The organism is Pseudoalteromonas sp. RW-H-Ap-1 (assembly GCF_048318575.1).
In the GTDB taxonomy this organism is placed as follows: domain Bacteria; phylum Pseudomonadota; class Gammaproteobacteria; order Enterobacterales; family Alteromonadaceae; genus Pseudoalteromonas.
Genome location: NZ_CP166996.1, coordinates 1,913,639 through 1,935,106, shown reverse-complemented (window position 1 = coordinate 1,935,106; position 21,468 = coordinate 1,913,639). Strand labels below are relative to the sequence as shown.

General features: G+C 40.7%; 15 protein-coding genes and 1 pseudogene. 7 read left to right on the top strand and 9 right to left on the bottom strand.

Annotated features, from left to right (window positions below; all coding sequences use genetic code 11):
• Positions 1–57 precede the first annotated feature (57 nt).
• The 4 genes from carA (at position 58) to AB8618_RS09135 (ending at position 6,172) form a co-directional block, all read left to right on the top strand.
• Positions 58–1,194, top strand: a complete 1,137-nt coding sequence (gene carA / locus AB8618_RS09150; protein ID WP_008113125.1) for a glutamine-hydrolyzing carbamoyl-phosphate synthase small subunit — start codon at positions 58–60, stop codon at positions 1,192–1,194.
• A gap of 16 nt (positions 1,195–1,210) precedes the next feature.
• Positions 1,211–4,429 carry a carbamoyl-phosphate synthase large subunit gene (carB, locus tag AB8618_RS09145; protein WP_413402351.1) on the top strand — a complete coding sequence of 1,073 codons (3,219 nt, stop codon included), beginning with the start codon at positions 1,211–1,213 and terminating at the stop codon, positions 4,427–4,429.
• Between the two features lie 50 nt (positions 4,430–4,479).
• The gene (gene greA / locus AB8618_RS09140) at positions 4,480–4,956 is read left to right on the top strand and encodes a transcription elongation factor GreA (protein ID WP_010388635.1); all 477 of its coding nucleotides are present in this window, start codon (positions 4,480–4,482) and stop codon (positions 4,954–4,956) included.
• A 157-nt stretch (positions 4,957–5,113) separates the two neighbouring features.
• A complete protein-coding gene (locus AB8618_RS09135; protein WP_413402348.1) occupies positions 5,114–6,172 on the top strand; it encodes a S66 peptidase family protein in 1,059 nt (352 codons plus the stop codon).
• A 44-nt stretch (positions 6,173–6,216) separates the two neighbouring features.
• Here the strand turns inward: AB8618_RS09135 and AB8618_RS09130 are convergent, their stop codons facing one another.
• Positions 6,217–6,873 (bottom strand): nitroreductase family protein, encoded by a 657-nt coding sequence (locus tag AB8618_RS09130; RefSeq protein WP_409423324.1) that lies wholly within the window; start codon positions 6,871–6,873, stop codon positions 6,217–6,219.
• 127 nt (positions 6,874–7,000) lie between these two features.
• Here AB8618_RS09130 and AB8618_RS09125 point away from each other — a divergent pair, with 127 nt between their 5' ends.
• On the top strand, positions 7,001–7,942 hold the full coding sequence (locus AB8618_RS09125; protein ID WP_409425572.1) for a LysR family transcriptional regulator: 942 nt from the start codon (positions 7,001–7,003) through the stop codon (positions 7,940–7,942).
• Positions 7,943–8,125: 183 nt separating this feature from the next.
• Here the strand turns inward: AB8618_RS09125 and AB8618_RS09120 are convergent, their stop codons facing one another.
• From AB8618_RS09120 to AB8618_RS09110, 3 genes and pseudogenes are all read right to left on the bottom strand, one after another.
• Positions 8,126–8,542 carry a hypothetical protein gene (locus tag AB8618_RS09120; RefSeq protein ID WP_409423323.1) on the bottom strand — a complete coding sequence of 139 codons (417 nt, stop codon included), beginning with the start codon at positions 8,540–8,542 and terminating at the stop codon, positions 8,126–8,128.
• A 113-nt stretch (positions 8,543–8,655) separates the two neighbouring features.
• Positions 8,656–11,808 (bottom strand): efflux RND transporter permease subunit, encoded by a 3,153-nt coding sequence (locus tag AB8618_RS09115; RefSeq protein ID WP_413402345.1) that lies wholly within the window; start codon positions 11,806–11,808, stop codon positions 8,656–8,658.
• Positions 11,809–11,811: 3 nt separating this feature from the next.
• A pseudogene (locus AB8618_RS09110) lies at positions 11,812–12,983 on the bottom strand (efflux RND transporter periplasmic adaptor subunit).
• 171 nt (positions 12,984–13,154) lie between these two features.
• Between AB8618_RS09110 and AB8618_RS09105 the strand changes: the two are divergent.
• Positions 13,155–13,418 (top strand): YkgJ family cysteine cluster protein, encoded by a 264-nt coding sequence (locus AB8618_RS09105; RefSeq protein WP_413402851.1) that lies wholly within the window; start codon positions 13,155–13,157, stop codon positions 13,416–13,418.
• A gap of 600 nt (positions 13,419–14,018) precedes the next feature.
• On the opposite strand, the gene AB8618_RS09100 is transcribed toward AB8618_RS09105, so the two are convergent.
• A complete protein-coding gene (locus AB8618_RS09100; RefSeq protein ID WP_413402341.1) occupies positions 14,019–15,872 on the bottom strand; it encodes a TonB-dependent receptor plug domain-containing protein in 1,854 nt (617 codons plus the stop codon).
• A 202-nt stretch (positions 15,873–16,074) separates the two neighbouring features.
• Between AB8618_RS09100 and AB8618_RS09095 the strand changes: the two genes are divergently transcribed.
• Complete coding sequence (locus AB8618_RS09095; protein ID WP_409423319.1) at positions 16,075–16,578, top strand: peptide-methionine (S)-S-oxide reductase; 504 nt, start codon at positions 16,075–16,077, stop codon at positions 16,576–16,578.
• Between the two features lie 394 nt (positions 16,579–16,972).
• Here AB8618_RS09095 and AB8618_RS09090 read toward each other — a convergent pair whose 3' ends face one another.
• The 4 genes from AB8618_RS09090 to AB8618_RS09075 all read right to left on the bottom strand — a co-directional run bounded on the left by AB8618_RS09090 (position 16,973) and on the right by AB8618_RS09075 (position 21,466).
• On the bottom strand, positions 16,973–17,272 hold the full coding sequence (locus AB8618_RS09090) for a hypothetical protein (protein ID WP_413402338.1): 300 nt from the start codon (positions 17,270–17,272) through the stop codon (positions 16,973–16,975).
• 200 nt (positions 17,273–17,472) lie between these two features.
• Positions 17,473–18,024: a DUF4136 domain-containing protein gene (locus tag AB8618_RS09085; RefSeq protein WP_138571096.1), complete on the bottom strand. Its 552-nt coding sequence runs from the start codon at positions 18,022–18,024 to the stop codon at positions 17,473–17,475.
• A 104-nt stretch (positions 18,025–18,128) separates the two neighbouring features.
• A complete protein-coding gene (locus tag AB8618_RS09080) occupies positions 18,129–20,921 on the bottom strand; it encodes an ATPase (RefSeq protein WP_413402336.1) in 2,793 nt (930 codons plus the stop codon).
• Positions 20,918–21,466: a condensin complex protein MksE gene (locus tag AB8618_RS09075; protein WP_010388659.1), complete on the bottom strand. Its 549-nt coding sequence runs from the start codon at positions 21,464–21,466 to the stop codon at positions 20,918–20,920. Before AB8618_RS09075 ends, AB8618_RS09080 begins: the two co-directional genes overlap by 4 nt.
• Between the last annotated feature and the right edge of the window lie 2 nt (positions 21,467–21,468).

Below are 21,468 nucleotides of genomic sequence, written 5' to 3'. Positions count from 1 at the left end.
TTGGCGGGGTGTTAAGCAATTTGCTTACTCCCGTTTTTTACTGTTAGGAGGTTTAACTTGACTAAATCCGCTCTGTTAGTCCTAGAAGACGGCACAGTGTTTCGCGGTACTGCAATCGGCGCTGACGGCATGTCAGTCGGTGAAGTAGTATTCAATACGTCTATGACTGGTTATCAAGAAATTTTGACTGATCCATCGTACGCGGAACAAATCGTAACTTTGACGTACCCACATATCGGTAATACGGGTACCAACAGCGAAGACGAAGAAGCGAGTCATATATGGGCGAAAGGCCTAGTGATCCGTGATTTGCCACTGCTAGCAAGTAATTTTCGTAACGAGCAATCGTTAGATGATTACTTAAAAGAACGTAATATTTTAGGTATTGCGGACATCGACACCAGAAAACTAACCCGTATTTTGCGTGATAAAGGCGCACAAAATGGCTGTATTGTTGCTGGTGACGAACTAGACGAGAAAAAAGCGCTCGAAGCCGCGCAAGCCTTCCCAGGCTTAAAAGGCATGGATTTAGCAAAAGTTGTCTCAACCAAGGAAAATTTTGAGTGGCGCGAATCAAGCTGGACATTAGGCGAGGGGTTTAAAACCTTACACGCTGATGATGAAAAGTTTCATGTTGTAGCCTATGACTTTGGTGTTAAACGTAATATCTTACGTATGCTTGTTGATCGTGGCTGTAAACTGACTGTTGTTCCAGCACAAACCTCTGCCGCTGACGTACTTGCTTTAAACCCAGATGGTATTTTCTTATCAAACGGCCCTGGCGATCCTGAGCCATGTACTTACGCCATTGATGCAATTAAAACCTTTTTAGAAACCGACACGCCAATTTTTGGTATTTGTTTAGGGCATCAACTACTAGCGCTTGCCTCAGGCGCTAAAACAGTAAAAATGAAGTTTGGCCACCATGGTGGTAACCACCCAGTTAAAGATCTTGACCGTGATGTTGTAATGATCACTGCACAAAACCACGGTTTTGCTGCAGATGAAGCCACATTACCAGATAACTTACGTGCAACGCATAAATCGTTATTTGACGGCACATTGCAAGGTATTCATCGTACAGATAAACCAGCGTTTAGCTTCCAGGGTCACCCTGAAGCAAGCCCAGGCCCGCACGATGCAGCCCCATTATTTGACCACTTCATCGATTTGATGCAAGCGCGTAACCACTAATTTAACCGGAGTAATAATGCCAAAACGTACCGACATAAAAAGCATTCTTATCTTAGGCGCAGGCCCAATTGTAATTGGTCAAGCTTGTGAATTTGACTACTCTGGTGCTCAAGCGTGTAAAGCACTTAGAGAAGAAGGCTATAGAGTTATACTCGTTAACTCAAACCCAGCCACTATAATGACTGACCCAGAAATGGCCGATGCAACATACATCGAACCAATTCACTGGGAAGTGGTAGAAAAAATTATTGAAAAAGAAAAGCCAGATGCTGTACTGCCAACTATGGGCGGCCAAACAGCATTAAACTGTGCGCTTGATTTAGACAAGCACGGTGTATTGGCTAAGCATGGCGTTGAGCTTATTGGCGCAACGGCGGATGCAATCGATAAAGCAGAGAACCGTGAACGTTTTGATGTTGCTATGCGTAACATCGGCCTTGAATGTCCACGTGCTGAAATTGCCCATACAATGGATGAAGCTCGCGATACCATGACCCGTATCGGCTTACCGTGTATTATTCGCCCTTCTTTCACAATGGGCGGCACCGGTGGCGGTGTGGCTTACAACATGGAAGAGTTTGAAGAAATCTGTGAACGCGGTTTAGACCTTTCACCAACCAGCGAGTTACTAATTGATGAGTCGTTAATTGGTTGGAAAGAATACGAAATGGAAGTTGTTCGTGACAAAAAAGACAACTGTATTATCGTCTGTTCTATTGAAAATTTTGACCCAATGGGTGTGCACACTGGTGACTCAATTACGGTTGCGCCAGCACAAACATTAACCGACAAAGAATACCAAATCATGCGTAACGCCTCTATGGCGGTTTTACGTGAAATTGGTGTTGAAACCGGTGGTTCAAACGTACAATTTGGTGTAAACCCTGTTGATGGCCGCATGGTTATCATTGAAATGAACCCACGTGTATCACGTTCATCTGCATTGGCGTCTAAAGCAACGGGTTTCCCAATTGCTAAAATTGCAGCAAAATTGGCTGTAGGTTACACACTTGATGAGCTTCAAAACGATATTACTGGCGGTAAAACACCAGCATCGTTTGAACCTTCAATCGATTACGTGGTAACAAAAATTCCTCGCTTTAACTTTGAAAAATTTGCCGGTGCAAACGACCGTTTAACAACGCAAATGAAATCAGTAGGCGAAGTAATGGCGATTGGCCGTAACCAACAAGAGTCATTACAAAAAGCATTACGTGGTTTAGAAGTAGGCGCAACGGGCTTTAACCCAATTGTGGCGCTTGACGACCCGAAAGCAAAAGAAAAAATCATACGTGAATTACGTGAGCCAGGTGCAGAGCGTATTTGGTACATTGCCGATGCAATGCGCCATGGTATGAGTGTTGAAGATGTGTTTGAACTGACTAAGATTGACCCTTGGTACTTAGTACAAATTGAAGATATCTTAAAAGATGAAGCTAAAATTTCAGAAGTCGGTATGGCCGGCTTAAATGCAGACTTCTTGCGTAAACTTAAACGCAAAGGCTTTGCAGATCCGCGTATTGCAGAAATTGCTGGTGTGTCAGAAGCTGAAATTCGTAAAAAGCGTCATCAACTCAATATTGTACCTGTGTACAAACGCGTTGATACATGCGCCGCAGAATTTAGCTCAGATACTGCTTACATGTACTCATCTTACGATGAAGAATGTGAAGCTAACGCATCTGACCGTGATAAAATCATGGTAATTGGTGGCGGTCCTAACCGTATCGGCCAAGGTATTGAATTTGATTACTGTTGTGTACACGCAGCCCTTGCGCTTCGCGAAGACGGCTACGAGACCATCATGGTTAACTGTAACCCTGAAACGGTTTCTACCGATTACGACACATCTGATCGTTTATACTTCGAACCAATTACCCTTGAAGACGTACTAGAAATTGTACGTGTTGAAAAGCCAAAAGGCGTTATCGTGCAGTACGGTGGTCAAACACCACTTAAACTAGCGCGTGAGCTTGAAGCTAACGGCGTGCCTGTAATTGGTACTTCACCAGATGCCATTGACCGTGCAGAAGACCGTGAGCGTTTCCAACAACTTGTTGAGCGTTTAGACCTACTGCAACCAGAAAATGCGACGGTTACCTCTACTGAAGAAGCACTACTTAAATCAGTTGAGATTGGTTTCCCACTGGTTGTTCGCCCATCTTATGTACTTGGTGGTCGTGCGATGGAAATTGTATACGATGAGCAAGACTTACGTCGTTACATGACCGAAGCCGTATCTGCATCAAATGAAGCGCCAGTATTACTAGACCGTTTCTTAGATAACGCAATAGAAGTTGACGTTGACGCAATTTGCGACGGCGAGCAAGTCATCATCGGCGGCATCATGGAGCATATTGAACAAGCGGGCGTTCACTCTGGTGACTCAGCGTGTTCATTACCAGCTCACTCGCTAACGCAAGAAGTACAAGATGTAATGCGTAAGCAAGTAACTGATATGGCACTTGAGCTTGGCGTAGTTGGTTTGATGAATACACAGTTTGCGGTTAAAGATGGCAAAGTGTATCTAATTGAGGTAAACCCACGTGCAGCACGTACAGTTCCATTTGTATCTAAAGCAACGGGTGTAGCACTTGCAAAAGTAGCGGCACGTTGTATGGCGGGTCAATCTTTAGCAAGCCAAGGCATTACTAAAGAAGTGATTCCACCTTACTACAGCGTAAAAGAAGTGGTATTGCCATTTGCTAAGTTCCAAGGTGTGGATCCTATCCGTGGCCCAGAAATGCGCTCAACGGGTGAAGTAATGGGTGTTGGTGATACTTTCGCCGAAGCGTTCGCAAAAGCACAATTAGGTGCAAGCAACACTTTACCACGTGGTGGTCGCGCGTTACTATCTGTACGTAATAGCGATAAGCCACGTATTGTAGAACTAGCTAAAACCATGACAGACCTTGGTTTTGAGCTAGATGCAACAGGTGGAACAGCTGCTGCACTTGAAGATGCTGGAATTACGGTTCGCCGTGTAAATAAAGTATACGAAGGTCGTCCGCACATTCTTGATAGAATCAAAAATGGCGAGTATAGCTATATCGTTAATACCACCGAAGGTCGCCAAGCGATTGAAGATTCGAAGGTGTTACGTCGTGGTGCATTGCAGCACAAAACCAATTATACTACGACATTGAATGCGGCATTTGCTAACTGTACTGCTAACCAAGCAGATGACCGCAGTAAAGTGACGTCTGTTCAAGAACTACACCTGCGATTGAACTAAGGAAATGTGCCAAGGCCGTAACCACGGCCTTGGGATTAAGTGAGAAAAGTATGCAATCAATTCCAATGACAGTTCGTGGCGCAAAATTATTGCGTGATGAACTTAACGAATTAAAAACTGTTACCCGTCCAAAAATTGTATCTGATATTGCTGATGCACGTGAACACGGTGACTTAAAAGAAAATGCTGAGTATCACGCTGCGCGTGAGCAACAGGGTTTTTGTGAAGGCCGTATTCAAGAAATTGAAGCAAAACTTTCAAACATGCAGATGATTGACGTAACAAAGATGCCTAATACAGGTAAAGTGATTTTTGGTACTACAGTAACCATCGTTAATGTTGAAACCGACGCTGAAGTTAAATATCAGATTGTTGGCGATGATGAAGCAGATATTAAAAGTAATTTAATCTCTGTTAATTCACCAATTGCTCGCGGCTTAATTGGTAAACAAGCGGATGACGCTGTGATTATCAAAACGCCGAAAGGTGATGTAGAGTACGAAATCATTGAGGTTGAGTATATTTAATTAGTTAACTCACTTTAACGTTTTATAAAAACCAGTGCTTAGCAATAAGCACTGGTTTTTTTATATTTGGTTTAGATACCGGTCAATTATTATTCATTGTTTGTAAATGTAGGCTATGTTGTTATGGTAGTAACCTATTCTTCAATAAGGAAATAATATGGCAAATATACTGTATCCAGCACCTTTAAAAGTGGGATCTAAAATCGCCGTGTGTTCTTTATCTGCGGGGATCAAAGCAAAATACCATCCACGGTTAGACATCGTCATTAATGGCTTAAAACATCGAGGCTATCAGATTGTTGAGGGGGAGTTTTTACGTCAAAACGAGCCGCGAACTCAACTTACTGCTAAGCAGCATGCCAAGCAATTAATGGACTTTTTATTAGATGATGAAATAGATGCGATCATGCCACCAATGGGCGGAGAACTGGCAATGGAAATATTGCCTTTGCTTGATTTTAGCGCAATTAAAAATGCTAAACCTAAATGGTTAGTGGGCTATTCAGATGTCAGTACGATTGCTTGTGCACTGACAGCAAAATGTAACTGGGCAACACTGCATAGCGCTAATTTAATTCAATTACACCCTGATGAAAAAGACCCGTATTGTTTACAAATTTTTGAAAGCCTAAGCTATGAGGCTAATAGTGAGTTTGAGCAAGCCCCCTCGACTTACCATCAACATAGCAAGCCTGATTACGCACAAAATCCGAATGCATTATTTGATCACAGTGCGGCCACCCAATGGCAGTGTTTAAATTACACTGATAAGCGCAGTATCGAAATGTCGGGGCGGTTGTTTGGTGGGTGTCTTGATACGGTTGGGCTGTTACTAGATTCACCATTTTTAGCTCTGCATGAGTTTAAAAAGCACAATGCTTCGCAAGGCATTGTACTTTATTTAGAAAGTGCCGAGCTCACGCTAGCGACCGTTGCACGATTTTTATTGTCACTTAAATTAGCGGGCATGTTTGATGATATAAACGGGGTGATTATTGGTCGTCATGTGACCTTACAAGGGCAAGACCCAGGATTTGATTATCGCCAAGGTTTAAATGCCGCTTTTGGTGGGTGTTTATTTCCGGTGATTATTGATGCCGATATTGGCCACATCCCTCCTAATTTAAACTTAATTAATGGAGCATTATGCACTATTACCGCAGATGTTGAGCAAGGCAAAGTGACCAATGCGTCTGTGGTCACAAAACTAGCATAGCAAGATAAGCTGCTCACTTACCAATATGAGTGAGCAGCGATGCCTTATAAAACCTGAATAATTTGTTCTTTGCTTAAACGTGATTTTGGCAACTTAGCATTGTAGTCTTCTTCAGCGTCATGGTAACCCAGCGCAAGTGCAACATCACACACATAGCCGTCTAATTCGTTTGCGAACTCTTCGCCAATCAGTTGTGCATCAACGCCTTCCATAGGAGTGGTATCAATGCCTAAGCGTGCTGCTGCATGCATAGTATTGCCTAAAGCAATGTAGGTTTGTGCTTTGGTCCAGGCGGCATTATTACCTTGCTCATCGGTATTTAAATCCACAAACGCAAAGGCGCCAAAAGCTTGCTCGCGGTTTTCTTTTTGAGTTCGGCCATTTTTTATATCAGCATCAATTACTTGGCCATAATTTTCACGGGTGTATTGTGGATTATGAGCAAATAAAATGATGTGTGACGCCGCTTTAATGTGTGGTTGATTAAATTGAAATTTATTAGCAAAGGTACTGTGCATACGCTCTTTTGCGGCTTCAGATTCAATCACAATAAATTTCCAAGGCTGTGAATTAATTGACGAAGGAGAAAGACGCATCGCGTCATATAAAACCGCTAAATCGTCTTGAGAAATACGCTTGGAAGCATCGTAACGTTTAGCGGTATGGCGGCTTTCAAGATCGCGAATAATAGGGTGAGTCATCGTCTCTCCATAATAAAAAAGGGTTGATAAACAGTATTTACTGAGTGTATAAGCAGCATAATACAAGTTGCTTTATTTAAAATAAACAGCATAATTATTGAATCATTATCAAATAAAAATAGATAATATGCAGATTGATGACTTAAAACTTATTTTAAAAGTAGCTGAGTGTCGAAGCATTACGCTAGCAGCAGCCAAGTTAGATATGCGCACAGCAACGGCCAGTGCTGCTATTAAGCGTGTAGAGTCAGCACTTTGCTGTGAATTATTTATTAGAACAACTCGGCATTTGCGTTTATCCAGTGCAGGGGAGCGATACATCCCCCAATGCGAACAAGCGCTGGCTGTGCTTGAAACGGCAAGGCAAAACCTTAAAGGGGAACATGATGCTATTGAAGGTGAATTACGAGTAGCTACTTCATCTGATCTAGGGCGCAACTTAGTGATCCCATGGATTGATGACATTATGGATAAGTACCCAAGTGTGAGCTTGCGTACGCACATTAGCGACAGTAATATCGATTTTTTTCGTGATTCGGTTGATATAGCACTGCGTTATGGCTCCCCCAGTGATAGTAGTGTATATGGGTTTAAAATTTGCAACGTACCGCGACTACTTTGCGCTACACCAACTTATTTAGCTAAATATGGTGAACCTCAGCACCCGGATGATTTAGCGCAGCATCATGGGTTATTTTATCAGCTGCAAGATATTATCAATAATGTGTGGGAATTTACCGACGGGCAGAAAAAATACAAAGTAAAAATGCAGGGCAGACGAGCTTCAAACGATGGCGATTTAGTCAGGCGTTGGTGTGTTGCAGGTAAAGGTTTAGCGGTTAAATCAGCGTTAGATATTGCAGATGACTTATTAAATAAACGCGTTGTTACTGTGATGAATAATTACCAGCATACCTGTGGTGAGCTGTGGCTTATTTGCCCAAGCAGGCAATCGATTACGCCCGCTGTACGACTATTACGCGATGTATGCAGAGAAAAAACCGCTCACATATTGAATCAGCTAGTAAAACAGGGGATTGTTGATACACGTATATTAATTAACGAGTAACAAATACACGTTTAGTAACGTTAATTTCATTGATTATTAAAAAACACCAATCAAATCCTTTACGAGGAATATGTTTATACTGAGGGGAATACTTAGGCTTTATCTTACTTAATTATGGTTATTAAATACCAGAAGGTAAAAGACGAAAAAAAGCAAACAAGTTTATATAATTAAAGGTTCATTTTATTTATCGGGAACTTCTTTATCTTTTTTAACCTTAAAAATATCTTCTAGTGAGAGTTCACTTAAGCTGTTACCACCCTCAACTTTAATTTCGAATGCAGTTGATACATAAACTTGAACACTTAATATGAACATCAGCATTGGCACTGTTATATAAAAAAGGTGTCCAATATTTTTGGCCTCGTACTCTTCCTTTACTGTTTTATTAAATAAACTGATATTCAAATAAAACAAGTAGATAGAAAAAAATAATAAAATTAAGCCAATCGATAGGTGCATATAGCCAATTAGTCCAACAGAGTTAGTTCTGAGAAAGCTCATTGTAGAAAGATATAGCACTAAGCCTACTAAACCAAAATTCCTGATTGTATCAAAAATATCCTTAATTTTAGTTTTTTTATCATGCCACTTTGCCATTTTCATCTAATCTTGTTAATTAGTGGGACTTCAGTTTACACGTGCTTTATATTTTTATAAATAAAAAGCTCGGCATAATTATGCCGAGCTTTTTTGGTTGGGATTTTACTGAATTAACTATTGGTCGTTGCTGGTTGGCCATCGACAATAGGGTCTTTACCGCGCCACTTTCGAATTATGCGTTTTATATCTTCAAGCGCAACGTACTGACACGGTATAAGAATAAGCGTAATTATTGTGGCAAACAGCACACCAAAGGCGAGTGATACGGCCATAGGTATTACAATTTTTGCTTGTAAACTAGTTTCCATAATAATGGGCATTACGCCAATAAAAGTAGTGACTGAAGTTAGTAATATGGCTCTAAAGCGACGCGCTCCGGCTTGCATTACCGCTTCTTTTATTGCCACACCTTCTGCACGGGCTTTGTTTACAAAATCCACCATAACAAGTGAATCATTAACTACTATACCGGCAACAGCTATAATACCGAACATTGATAATCCGCTCATGGTCATACCTAAAGCCATATGACCGAACATAGCACCCACAACACCAAATGGGATCACCGACATAATAATCAGTGGCTGAGAATATGAGCGAAGTGGAATGGCTAGTAGCGCAAAAATAATCATTAATGAGATTGCAAAATCACGTAGTTGTTCATTAGCACTTTCCATCTCTTCTTGAATACGCCCTGCAACGTTACTTTTTACTCCAGGGTAGTTTTTAAGCAGTGCTGGTAAGTAAACATCACGAATTTCTTGTGCAATGGCAAATGGCTCTACTTCGTCACTATTGACCGCAGCCCACACATTAACAGTACGATTTGAGTTTTCACGTCTGATACTGCTTACGCCATCTACCAGCTTGACTATAGCTATTTCACTTAAAGAAACTTCAGCGCCCGCAGGGGTGATAATACGCGTATCTTGGATGTTGCTTATCGAGTTACGCTCGCTTTGCGGGTAGCGAATCATTACTTTGATTTCTTCACCTTCACGCAGAATACGCTGTGCTTCAAGGCCGTAATAGCTAAAGCTTACTTGAGAGGCCACATCAGCAAGGGTTAAGCCCATACTGTAAGCAAGTGGTTTTAAATCAAGTTGTACTTCGTCGGTGGCACTTTGCAGTGAGTCATTTACATCACCCACACCTTCCATACTTTGTAACTTAGCTTTTAGTTTGCTAGATACTTCTTTTAACTCATCGGCATTTTTTCCTTCGAGCCTAAAGCTAACGTCGCCATCATCACGACCACCACCAAAAATACTATCTTGAATAGTGAGTGTTTTAAGCCCCGGTAGCGGTGGCATTTTTTCACGCCACATAGTGCTTAACTCAAAGGTATCGATTGGGCGTAAGTGAGGCTCTACTAAAATGGCCATAATACTCGCATTAGTACGACCACGCAGACTAACAGACAAATCACGGATCATAGATTGGCCATACTGCTGCTCTAGTTCTTTGTCGACGCTCAGTAATACATTTTCTATTTTACGCGCTGTTTCAAGCGTGGCTTGCTCAGAAGAGGCAAGGTTCATTTCTAGCGATATACGCGGAAAATCATGCGGAATTTTAGGGTTTGGTACAAATTTAACCATTCCACCGGCAAAGAGTCCTGCACTGACAATTAAAATACATAAAAAGCCAATAATCACGGTATAGCGATAATGGATACAACGACCGATAAATGGAGTGTAATAATGTTCAACAAAATGCTTTAAGCCACTATCAACTGCATTACGTAATTTATGTAATGGGTTTTTAGGATTAGGCTTACGCGGGTTCATTGCTGCGATGTGTGCAGGTAAAATTAGTTTTGATTCAATCAGTGAAAAAATTAAGCATAAAATAATTACTACACCAATTGCTTTCGAAAACGCAGCGCTCGGCCCTGAAGCCATTGCTTGAGGTAAAAATGCAGCAATAGTGGTTAGTACACCAAAGGTTGCTGGCATGGCTACACGTTTTACACCACGAATAACGTTGTTAAGTGAGTGCCCATGTTTTTCAATTTCAGCACTGGCCGACTCACCTACAACAATGGCATCATCAACCACAATCCCCAAAACAATAATAAAGGCAAACAAAGACACCATATTAATAGTAATGTCTAAAAAGCCGATAGGCATAAATAAGAATGCCCCTAAGAAAGACACTGGTAGGCCCATCATTACCCAAAACGCTAATCTAAGAGGTAAAAACAGCGCTAATACCAGCATAACTAAAATACCGCCCCACACCATGTTATCGACCATCATGTCGAGGCGACCTTCAAGGTAGTAGGTTAAATCAACGATGGGTGATAACTTAACGCCTGCAGGAAGTTGATCGGCTTTGTCAGCTAGGTACTTTTTAAGGACTTTAGCAACAACGGTAATGTCTTGATCTTTTGAGGCATCAATTTCAAACGACAGTGAATTTTTGCCATTGTATTTAGAATAAAGTAAGCCTTCTTCAAAGCCATCATTAATGGTGGCTACATCGCCTAATTTAATTTGAGCACCGTCTGGTAATGTAATTAGCGGTAACTTTTCAAATTCACCGCCACGATAGGCTTGCTTTTCGACACGCATCGAAATGTAGCCAGTATCAGAGCGAATTTGACCCGCCGACATATTAGTAGAAAAGCTTTGCACCGCATTAGAAACATCTCTAAACGTGAGTCCGTATTCGCGAAGTTTATCAGGGCTAATTTCAATACCAATTTCGTAGTCTAAGCCACTGTAAAAATCAACTAGGTTTACATGAGGAAGGTTTTGTAATTCATCTTTAATATCATTACCAAGTTCTTTTAACTGGTAATAACTCATATCACCATAAAGCGCGAGTATCATTACTTCTTGTTGAAATTTTTCACGCTGAACAACAGGGCGTTCCATACCCGCAGGAAACGTATTAATTGAATCTACTTGCGCTTTTATTTCATCTAGCGCTTCTTTGGCGTCATATTTTTCTTCAATCTCAACCCAGGCTTGTGCATAGCCTCGATTAGAGTAAGTGATTAGACGTTTAATACCTTCGGTACCTTCAAGGTTTTCTTCAATTTTTATAGTAATGCCTTCTTCCACTTCTTGTGGCGCGGCGCCAGGGTAAATAGCTTGTATACTTACCCAGTTACTTTCAAATTGAGGAAAGGCTTGTTTACGAATTGTCAGCGCGGTTAACAACCCGCCAATCAAGACAAAAATCATGATTAGGTTAGCAGCAACGGGGTTACGCGCAAACCACGCAATTAACCCTTTTTCATCAGTTGTGGTCATCGTTTACTCTCCTTTTAACGCAAGTTGAGTAACGTCTGGTTTGGTCACTGTATCTTCTATTTTTACTGCCATCCCTTCGGTTGGGTATTCAAGGGCAGAAGTAATCAGTTGTTCTCCCTCTGCTAAGCCTTGATTTGCGATGACCATGCCATTTTGTTCGCGAATAATATTGAGTGTTTTAAATGACAAAGTTAAATCATCGTTTAACACTGCAATTTTATTATTTTTAACCAGATGATGAGGAACAACAATAGCGCCATTAACGGCGCGACCTTCAATTGTAGCGTTTATGTATGAGCCAAAACGAAGTGGCTGCACCCCTTCATATGGGGTTTGAAGTTGGGCAACCAAATAACTCATTCGGCTTTTTTGATCAATCACACCTTCACTTCGTACCACTTTAGCCTGCCATGTAGTTTCTTTACCTGCATATTGTGCATTAAATTCAACTATTGCACCTATGCCACTATTATTAAGGTATTGCAGCTCTTTATCGGCAACAGGTAAACGCACCTCGGCGACCTCAGTCGAACTAAGAGAGCCAAAGCTATTACCAGGATTAACTACCGAGCCTAAACTAATGCTGCGTTCGTTTATAATCGCATCGTAGGGGGCTTTAATATAAGTGCGTTCTAAATTACGTTTAGCACGTTTTACACTTGCTTGTGCCGAGCGATATCGCGCCATTTTTTCTGCTAATTGCGGTTTACGTAAATACAGTGCTGATGCAGTAACATCGCTTGAGTCTGCTTTAATGCGTTCCCATTCGGCTTTAGCAACATGCGCTTGTGCACGTTCAATTTCGAGTGCTGAACTTGCTTGGGCAAGGCCTGCCTCTGCTTCAATTAAATCAGCTTCATAATCATTTGGATCAATTCGTGCTAAAATGTCACCTTGCTTTACAAAGGCACCTTCAACAAATTGTTCTGCAACTGAAATAACTTGGCCACTCACCTGAGCAATCAGCTCAGTGCGGTCTTTTGGTTGCACAATACCGTACGATTTTACATCGAGGGTAATTGCATCAAGGTGAACTGGTTGTGCTGCAACCAAAGGGCGCATGTCTTGGGGGGCTTTTCTTCTGGTGGCTTTTTCATTGCAGAAAAGCCTGCTGCGAGGCCAATGCCACCAACAAGGACCGCGATCGGAAGTATTATTTGTTTTTTAGTCGCCACAGGGCATTCCTTCATAAATTGTGCTGATGGGCTAATGATACGCAATAAAGTGTTTACAGTGTGTTTGAAGATGTAACAAGTCATTGCACAAAGCGGTTACAAATAGAACACAGCGCGCTATTTATGTACAAAGCAGCAACAAAACAATTGAAATTTATTACTGAGGTTAGAATGAAAGTACAATCAATGGCGTGCCGTTTAGGCTGTGGAGCATGTTGTATTTCGCCGAGTATTAGCTCGCCAATTCCGGGTATGCCAAACGGTAAAAAGGCCGGAGAACGCTGTATTCAGCTGGATGAAAGTAATTTATGCAAGCTATTTGGTGATGAGTCGCGCCCAAAAGTGTGTAGTGATTTTAGTGCCACGCTAGATGTATGCGGAACGACTAATGAGCAAGCATTAACATTAATTACTGAATTAGAGCAATTAACCTAATTTATTGTGTTAAATACACATATATTTACAATTAATACGCTTGAAAAATGTAGACACTTACTTTGTGTTTCTAAAACCCTTACTCAGAGGAGACAATTAAGTATCCACTAAGCATTGTCGCCAGTGTTACCTCATTTACTTATCATTCAATTCTTTCAGTTCATAATTTTTTAATTATAAATGCACAAAGAGGGCGAAGAGGCGCTGCGCTTTTAGAGCGAGTGACTTAGACACAAAGTTATTTGGCTTAGTTACTAGTAATTTCTTATTTTCTTCTCATTCACTTCTCTTTGTTCATACTTTTTTAATGATAAATGCACAAAGAGGGCGAAGAGACGCTGCGCTTTAAGAGTGAGTGACTTAGGCATAAGTTATTTGGCTTAGTTACTAGTAATTTCTTATTTTCTTCTCATTCACTTCTCTTTGTTCATACTTTTTTAATTATGCATGTACACAGAGGAGGAAGAGGTGCTGCGCCTTTAGAATACTTAGGAAGGGCTAAGAAATGAAGTTTCTAACTCAGCTTTCTACTGGTCTTTTTCTTATTTTAACTTAAAAGATAAGCTCAGCGTGGGATTAAGCCCTCGCTGAGCGATAAAGTTACCAGCTATACGTGGCACTTAGCGTATATTGCTCGCCGCGCCCTGGCGTACCTGGAATTTCTTCAAACGACTCATCCCACAAGTTATCAGCTGCAAGACTAATAAAGAAGTTAGGCAGGGCTGGTGGAGTTATTTTTACCGTCAGCTGAGTAAATAACGCCTCGTCACCTGAACGGCGCAGCGCATTTTTATGCTGTTTACGCCACTCATTATCTACTCGAAATTCTAATAGATCCGTCGGGTTCCAAATCGCACCGAGTGTTACACGATGATCTGGAAAGTTTAAAGCGTAAAAGCTAGCATCAATATTTTCAGCGCCGTAGGTTTCTGTTTTATGTAAGTACGCATAGCTGGCAATAATTTCTGCGTTATCAAATTGCTTAGTGGCTAAAAATTCAAGGCCTGTGGTATCAATATCAACCGGTTGTGCAAATCGTGCTGAGCTTGAATCAAAGTTAAATGTCCAATCGGTTAGGTTGTTATCTTTACGATAAAAAAGCGCTGAATTGAGTTGCCAGCTTTGTTGCTCAAGCAATAAGCCCAGCTCTAAGCTTTTGGTGGTTTCACGCTCAAGGCTAGCGTTACTTCTAAACAAACCACCTGACTCACTGCCACCAATGGCGGTGTAGCCTGCTACTTGGCTTGCCTCGGCATACGACAAATACAGCGTACGCTCAGTGCCATCGTTATTTTGGGTATTGAAACTAACATCACCAATCAATGATAGCTCAGAATCATCACGACTGGTGTTATCAAATGCAGCCCCTAAACGCACAGTTAGTTGCTGATCACTTGCAAGTGATGTTGTGTATTCTGGTAATACACTAAGCTTAAAGTAGTTACGTGAAGTAAAGTTATTTTCAAGGGTGGTGGAGTCAATACTATCTTCTATATATTGCGCAGAGTAATTAACCGCAACTGACTTTGTTTGCGCATGACGACCTGAAACAGCCAATGATTTTACTTGTGTTTCATGAAATGCTTGGAACGCGCTTGGGTTTTCACGTGAATAAATATAATGGTCGTTATGCTTGCGGTAATAAGCCGATACTTCAAATTCACTGTTGGTAGCATAGGCTTGTTTATGGTTTAGCATCCATAATTGAGTTTCTAAGTCTTCGGTTTCATTGACGCCAAATGGGGTATAAAGGTTTGGCCAACCAAAAAACTTTTCTTGCAAGCCGTAAAATAAATCAGTTTGTGAATCGCTCCCAGTTAACTGCACTCTGCCAGAAGTTCGGGTAAAGTCATGATCGCCAAAATCAATTGAACCATCACTTTGTGAGTGCGAATATTCACCTTCAAAACCAATACGCCAATTAGCGTTTGCTTCAAATGGAGTACTCACACCTGCATGAATTGTTTGTAGGTTGAAGTCATTTGAGCCAGCGCCCAAAGAGACACTGCCACCAGTTGTTATTGGTTTCCAAGCAAATGACACAGTACCTACTGAGCTATTCATGCCATTAAGTGCGTTATCGGCTCCGGTTAATACGCTGGCACCCGTTAGCATTTGTGGTGCAATAGGAATTTCTGCAAAGTAGTGACCAGACTGCGGGTCGAGTAGGGTTGCACTACCGACTCTAAAGCCGGTATTTTCAAAAATACCACCGCGTATCGTTACATCAGCTTGTGCTTCAGCCATATTGCGTGATTGCAAGTCAACACGCGGGTCGTATTCTAAATTTGAAATAGGTGAATCAAAAGTGCCTACGGGTAAGGTATTGGCAGTGGGTGACGCCTCAATTGTTATTTGTTCTATGGTTGCTGTTTCTTTACTCTGCTCTGCATAAGCAACAGTTGAAATACTGGCTAGTACGGCCGGTATTATAAGGTGCGGGGCACGATTCATATCATTATTCTCATTTTATGCAATGACGCTAAAAATTAAATACCTATCATTTTTTATCACATGATAAGGTAAGCTCACTAAGCTAGGGTGATTTTGGGCGCTATTGTACATTAATGATAAAAAACTGCATTTGATAATCAAATTTAGCGTTACAAAATAGTAACTCTGCAACCTATAAATTATTTACATTGGTCACTTTATTATGCAAACACAACAATCGAGTCATTCATTAAATCAGCACACACTTTATTTTGCTGGTGGTTGTTTATGGGGCGTGCAAGAGTTTATGAGGTATTTACCTGGAGTAGTGACTACTGAGGCGGGGCGTGCCAACGGCACGAGTAACACAACACAAGGTGAATACGATGGCTATGCCGAATGCGTGAAAGTAACCTTTGATGCCCAAGAAGTAACCTTGAATGAATTAATTGGCTATTTTTTTGAGATTATTGACCCATACAGTATCAATAAACAAGGTGACGATGTAGGTGAAAAATACCGCACCGCCATTTTTAGCCAAGACAGCAATCATTTAAACATCACCAGAGACTATATTAGCCAGCGTGATGATGCTGAAAAAATAGCGGTACAAGTAGCGCCACTGACTAATTATGTCCCTAGCGATCCCGAGCATCAAGACCGTTTAACCAATCACCCTAATGATTATTGCCATATCCCACTTGATTTATTACACAAGTATAAATAACAACTTCATTGATGCGTATTTAAATAAAAAAGGCTGGTAACTAATAAAGCTAAAATTAGCTGTTACCTCGTTTATGCTTTTTTTAGATTTATTAGGCTTTTTCTTTTTTCGAGGGAACATATCTCTAAAAAGGTAGGGCACAGCTAAAAAGTAGATCCCAGTTCCTAAATAAAGAAAAAGGTAAAATAGATAAGTAAACGGCGACGCTGAAAAGAAATAAACGTCAGATTCGACCCGGTAATCTGTTGGAGTCAGAATATAGCCATCATGTATAAATTTTATCGCAAATATAATAGATAAAAGGCCTAAAGCCCAAGATACTAAAGAGAATGCGATTTGATTCAATAGCATTCTCGTATTACTGATATCTACATATTTTACTTTTGGTTTCTTTTTATTTTTTGATTGCTTCATTTTGGCCAAAAAAAGTAATAATGATTGCTACTAATATTCCTACAAAACCAGCGCTTGAAAAAATTAGACTGTATTCACTCTTAATATTGAAGATATTTAATAGGCTGGTTATTAACAATAAAAAAATACCAATAATTTTTATAATCGTGAGTGTTTTATTCAAACAGAACCATGTTTGACAAGAAGGGCATTGTTTTTCAATAAAAATACTATTTTTGTTAATATTTTTTATATCTTTAGCTGCAAAATTACTTTTACAATTTGGACACGTTACTTTCATTTTAATCCTTTAATTTATCTCACAATTCTAAACACTAGACTTACTAAACGTCTTATTGATTAAGCTTTATCCTTGTAACATGATTACTATAGCATTGAGCTATCACCTTGTTAATGTGTAACTTATTACTTTATAGGTAAACAGTTTTGAAGCCATAAAAAAGCCCGCAAACATGCGGGCTTTTAAATATTAACCAAAACTTACTGCTGCTTTTTTGGCGGGAAGTTGCTTAAAATATTGGCAACCGTTTCCTTAATAGCGGCTTCACGTTGTGATGGGGTTTGTTTTTTCTTTAAACGACCATCTTTAGCACCACGCCAAATTAATTGGTTTGACTCACGATCAATAATATCGATAACTAATGTGCCTACTTCATATTCGCGTGCGCTTACATCGTGGTTAAAGCCTGTGCCCCAGTAACCCCAACGTGCACCGTAGCCTACGTTAAAGCTGTCAACTTCAAGCTCTTTATCTACACTTGCATGGTAATTAACAAGTACATCAGCTTGCGCTACGTCAACCAATTGCATACCTAATTGCTGGCTTAGTTGGTTGTTTACCGCATTGCGAACGCGTTTTTCCATCAGCCCACTGATTTGGTAGTTATTCGTGTCTTTGGTTAGGCTCGCGTTTTCTACCCAAGCAAACGTTTTGTAGTTACTAAAGTTTGCTGATTTATCGTAATCCCAATCGGGCGTTTGTGTACAGGCGGTAAGTAGCGCCAGTGCTGCGACAATAAATATATGTTTCATTACGTTTGCTCCAATAAAGTGCGTTTGTTTAAACTACCATGGGCGAGGGTAATTTAAAATCTAAAAATAAGTGTAACTGGCTAAGATGAATAGCCAATTAACTCTTAGTCTTGCTGAGGGGCTTTATGTTCAACCTCAATCCAATCTTTTTCATCTACCCAGTTTTGTGCGCCGTCTTTTACTGAACGAATTGGCACAATATAATCACAACTTATTTGCGGTTTAACCGAGGCAAATATTGGCACAAAGCCAAAGCTTAGGGCGGTTTCTATAATCGCCTTTTGGTTTTGCGGGTCGATATCAGCCGCTTCATCTATGTAAATAGGTATACGGTATAAATTTTGTTCCTGATCGCTTAATAAATAACGAATAAACAACATGCCACATAATAGCTTAATGGTGATACGCGTACCATTTGAGCCAGCCGAGTCTATTTTTTCAAAGTGCTCGGTTTCACCTGCACGGTTAACCACTTCAAAACGAATATCAAACAAATCGGTGAGGGTCAGACCTGCTTTGTCTGAGGCGAGTTTAATTAAATGATCTTTTGCCTCGTTTACCGCGCTCTCGCTGTAAGGTTCTTGGCTGAGTAAATCTAGGGTATCGCCTTGTTCAAATTGGTTAGAGGTACTGATAATAGTATCAATACTATCTACCAACATTTTGCGCGGGATAATATTAATTTTAAACGCTTGCAGGTTTGAAATACGATGCTGGCTAATGCCTTTATTAAAGCTATTCATTTCACGGCGTAGACGGTCTAAATCTTCGCGCAGGCCTTTAATTGTAGCGGCCACTTCGGTGAGGGCAACGCGACCTTGGCGCTCAACTGCATCGCGCTCGTTATCAATGTTATGAAACGCGCTAATAAGCTTTTGATATTTACTAAACTCATCGTTTTCGTTATCAAACTTAGTAATACCGGCATTATAAATATGCATATAGGTATTACGTACATTTATATCGAAATTCCGTAGCTCTTGGCAGTCCTTATTAAAGTGATGAATTAAATCGCTTAAATTATCAAAATCGATTTTTATATCAATCATGTAAGGCGTTACTTTACCACTGTATAAATCTAAAGTGTGGTCAATACGCTCAGTTTTAACTTGGCGTAAGCGCTCTGTTTGACGATTAATTTGCGCTTGTTTTGATTTGATTAACGAGCGTCTATCAGCAATTGAGCCACTGTTTTTTTGAATATCTTGTAGGTAATCGTCAACTTGTTCGCGCTCGGCTAAAAGCTGCTCTTTTAGCATCGCTTGGGCGTCAACCGATTGTTGCATCACTTCAAATTGCTCTAAGCGTTTAAGTGCACTTTCTGCACTCATAAGCTCATCATAGAGTGCGTCTTTTTCTTTTTGTTTATCAGCAACATTGGCGGCCACTTCGCGCTGTTGTTTAAACTCTTTTAATGATTGCTCAAGCGCGGTTAACTGAGCGCTCAGTTGCTCTTTATTTTCGCCGCTTTGCATTTGTACTGGTGAGAGCTTTTTAAGTTTAATACTGGCACCGGGTAGGGTGAGTACACCGCCTTTAACATTTTCGCTCAGCTGTGCTAAAAATTCACCAAAGGCGTCTTCGTCATCAATGGTTATATCGCCATTGCTGGTGGTGGCAAAGGAGAGAAGATCGGGGTTTAATAGCCGCGATATTTCCTCTACTTCTTTCAGTGATAAGTCTTCACGCATACGGGTGAATAAATTAAATTCTAAGTTTTTAAGTTGTAACTTTAAGCTCTTAATTTGTTTTTGTGTTTCACCAATACGGAAATCAAGGGTGTGCAGGCTTTGTCCTTGTGCACTCGTAATAGAGTGTGACAACGACTCGTAGTCATTTTTTAACTGCGTTAGGTTGCTTTTGAGCGTGGCTTTATTAACCAGCTCAAACTCACTTTTAAGGGCGTTGAAATCTAAAAACCATTGTTCAATTTGAGTTTGCTTGCGCTCTATATCGCGCGATTGTTGCACGTATAACCCTTGCTTTTGTTCAAACTCGTGCTTTTCGTGCTCAATGTCTTCAAGGGCGATGTTGAGCTCGCTAAGCTGCTCTTCTTGGTAAGCATCAAAGTCAATCAGTGCTTGGTCAATCTTCGGCGCATATGCTGCTAGTTTACCTTTAAGCACGGTTTGGTTTTCAAGCATAGATTCAAGAGCGGCTATAGGCTCTTGCATTGATTCTAGCGCTTTTAATTCACGCTTTGCGCGGTTTACTTTATCAAATGAACGGCGCCAAACCTCGTAAAAGTCGACCTTAGAATTTGACATATGGCGCTCAAACACACGCAACATAAAGCGCTTAACGTCATTTGCGCCTAATTTATGTAAATTAAGAATACGACGAAATATTTCTTTGTATATTGCAGAGTCTTGAACGTTGTTAAGGGGGATCATTTTTAAGTTGATCTCACCGTCAAATTGTGTTGCTCCGCCTGTCAGTAGGGCGTTTAATTCTTGTGCCTTAAGCTCTATTGGATTGTAACCTTGCTGTTTTAAGTGGTTAAACAGCTTGGTAAACTTAATAATGGTATTGCCTTGGGTGTACTGGGCTAAATCAAGCTTTCCTTGATAGCAAAAGTATTGGTGCGCATAACCGGCAATTTTACCTAAGCCAGCAACGCCAATGACGACTGAGCCATGGGGTAAATCGGCCTGCAGTAAAATGTACGATTGATCTGATGAAAAATAAAACTTTCGGGTTTCATCTAAATCGTGGCCATCCCACTCGGTTAAGCGTAAATCGTTAATTAGCGGAAATTGCAGTGCATTAATTACTGAGCTTTTACCTGTGTTGTTAGGCGCACAAATAGAGCTACTTTTATCCAGTGGGATCACACATTTGGCATAGCCTGCGGTATTGAGTAGGGCGAGTTTACTCAGTCCGTATAAATTTTTCATTGCTCGTCCTCACTAATAAAGGTCTCTTCGTTTACTTCCATTAAGGCATCGATATAACGGTGAATAGGGGCTTGCAACATAAAGCCACCTTCTACTTCGCGGGCAAGGCCTAAACGTACCATGCGTAAATACACATCTTTTCGTAAATCAGAGCCCGAAAATATCTCAAGCTGATCGAACAAATGTTTATTAAGCTGTACCAAGGTTTGCATTAGCTCTAAATCGTTTGGCTCGTCAAATAATGCGCGCATTGGGTCTTTACCTGTATTGGCAAAATGCTCTATTAAAATGTAAATAGTGAGCGCTACAGCGCGGGAAATTTTACCCATGTTTGGGGTGCTTTCATCGCTGGCAAAATAATAAAAACCACGGCTATCGTGTTTTAACTCGTGGCCTAATGCTGTAAATAAGGCAGTATAAGCGTCTATTTGTTGGTCAAGCTCTTGCCACATAACGGTGTCTTGTTCGCAAATGTGGTAACCGGCGACTAATTTTTTATTAATGGCTTGTAAGTGAGAAAGCTCATCTAAGTTTATATGGGTCATGG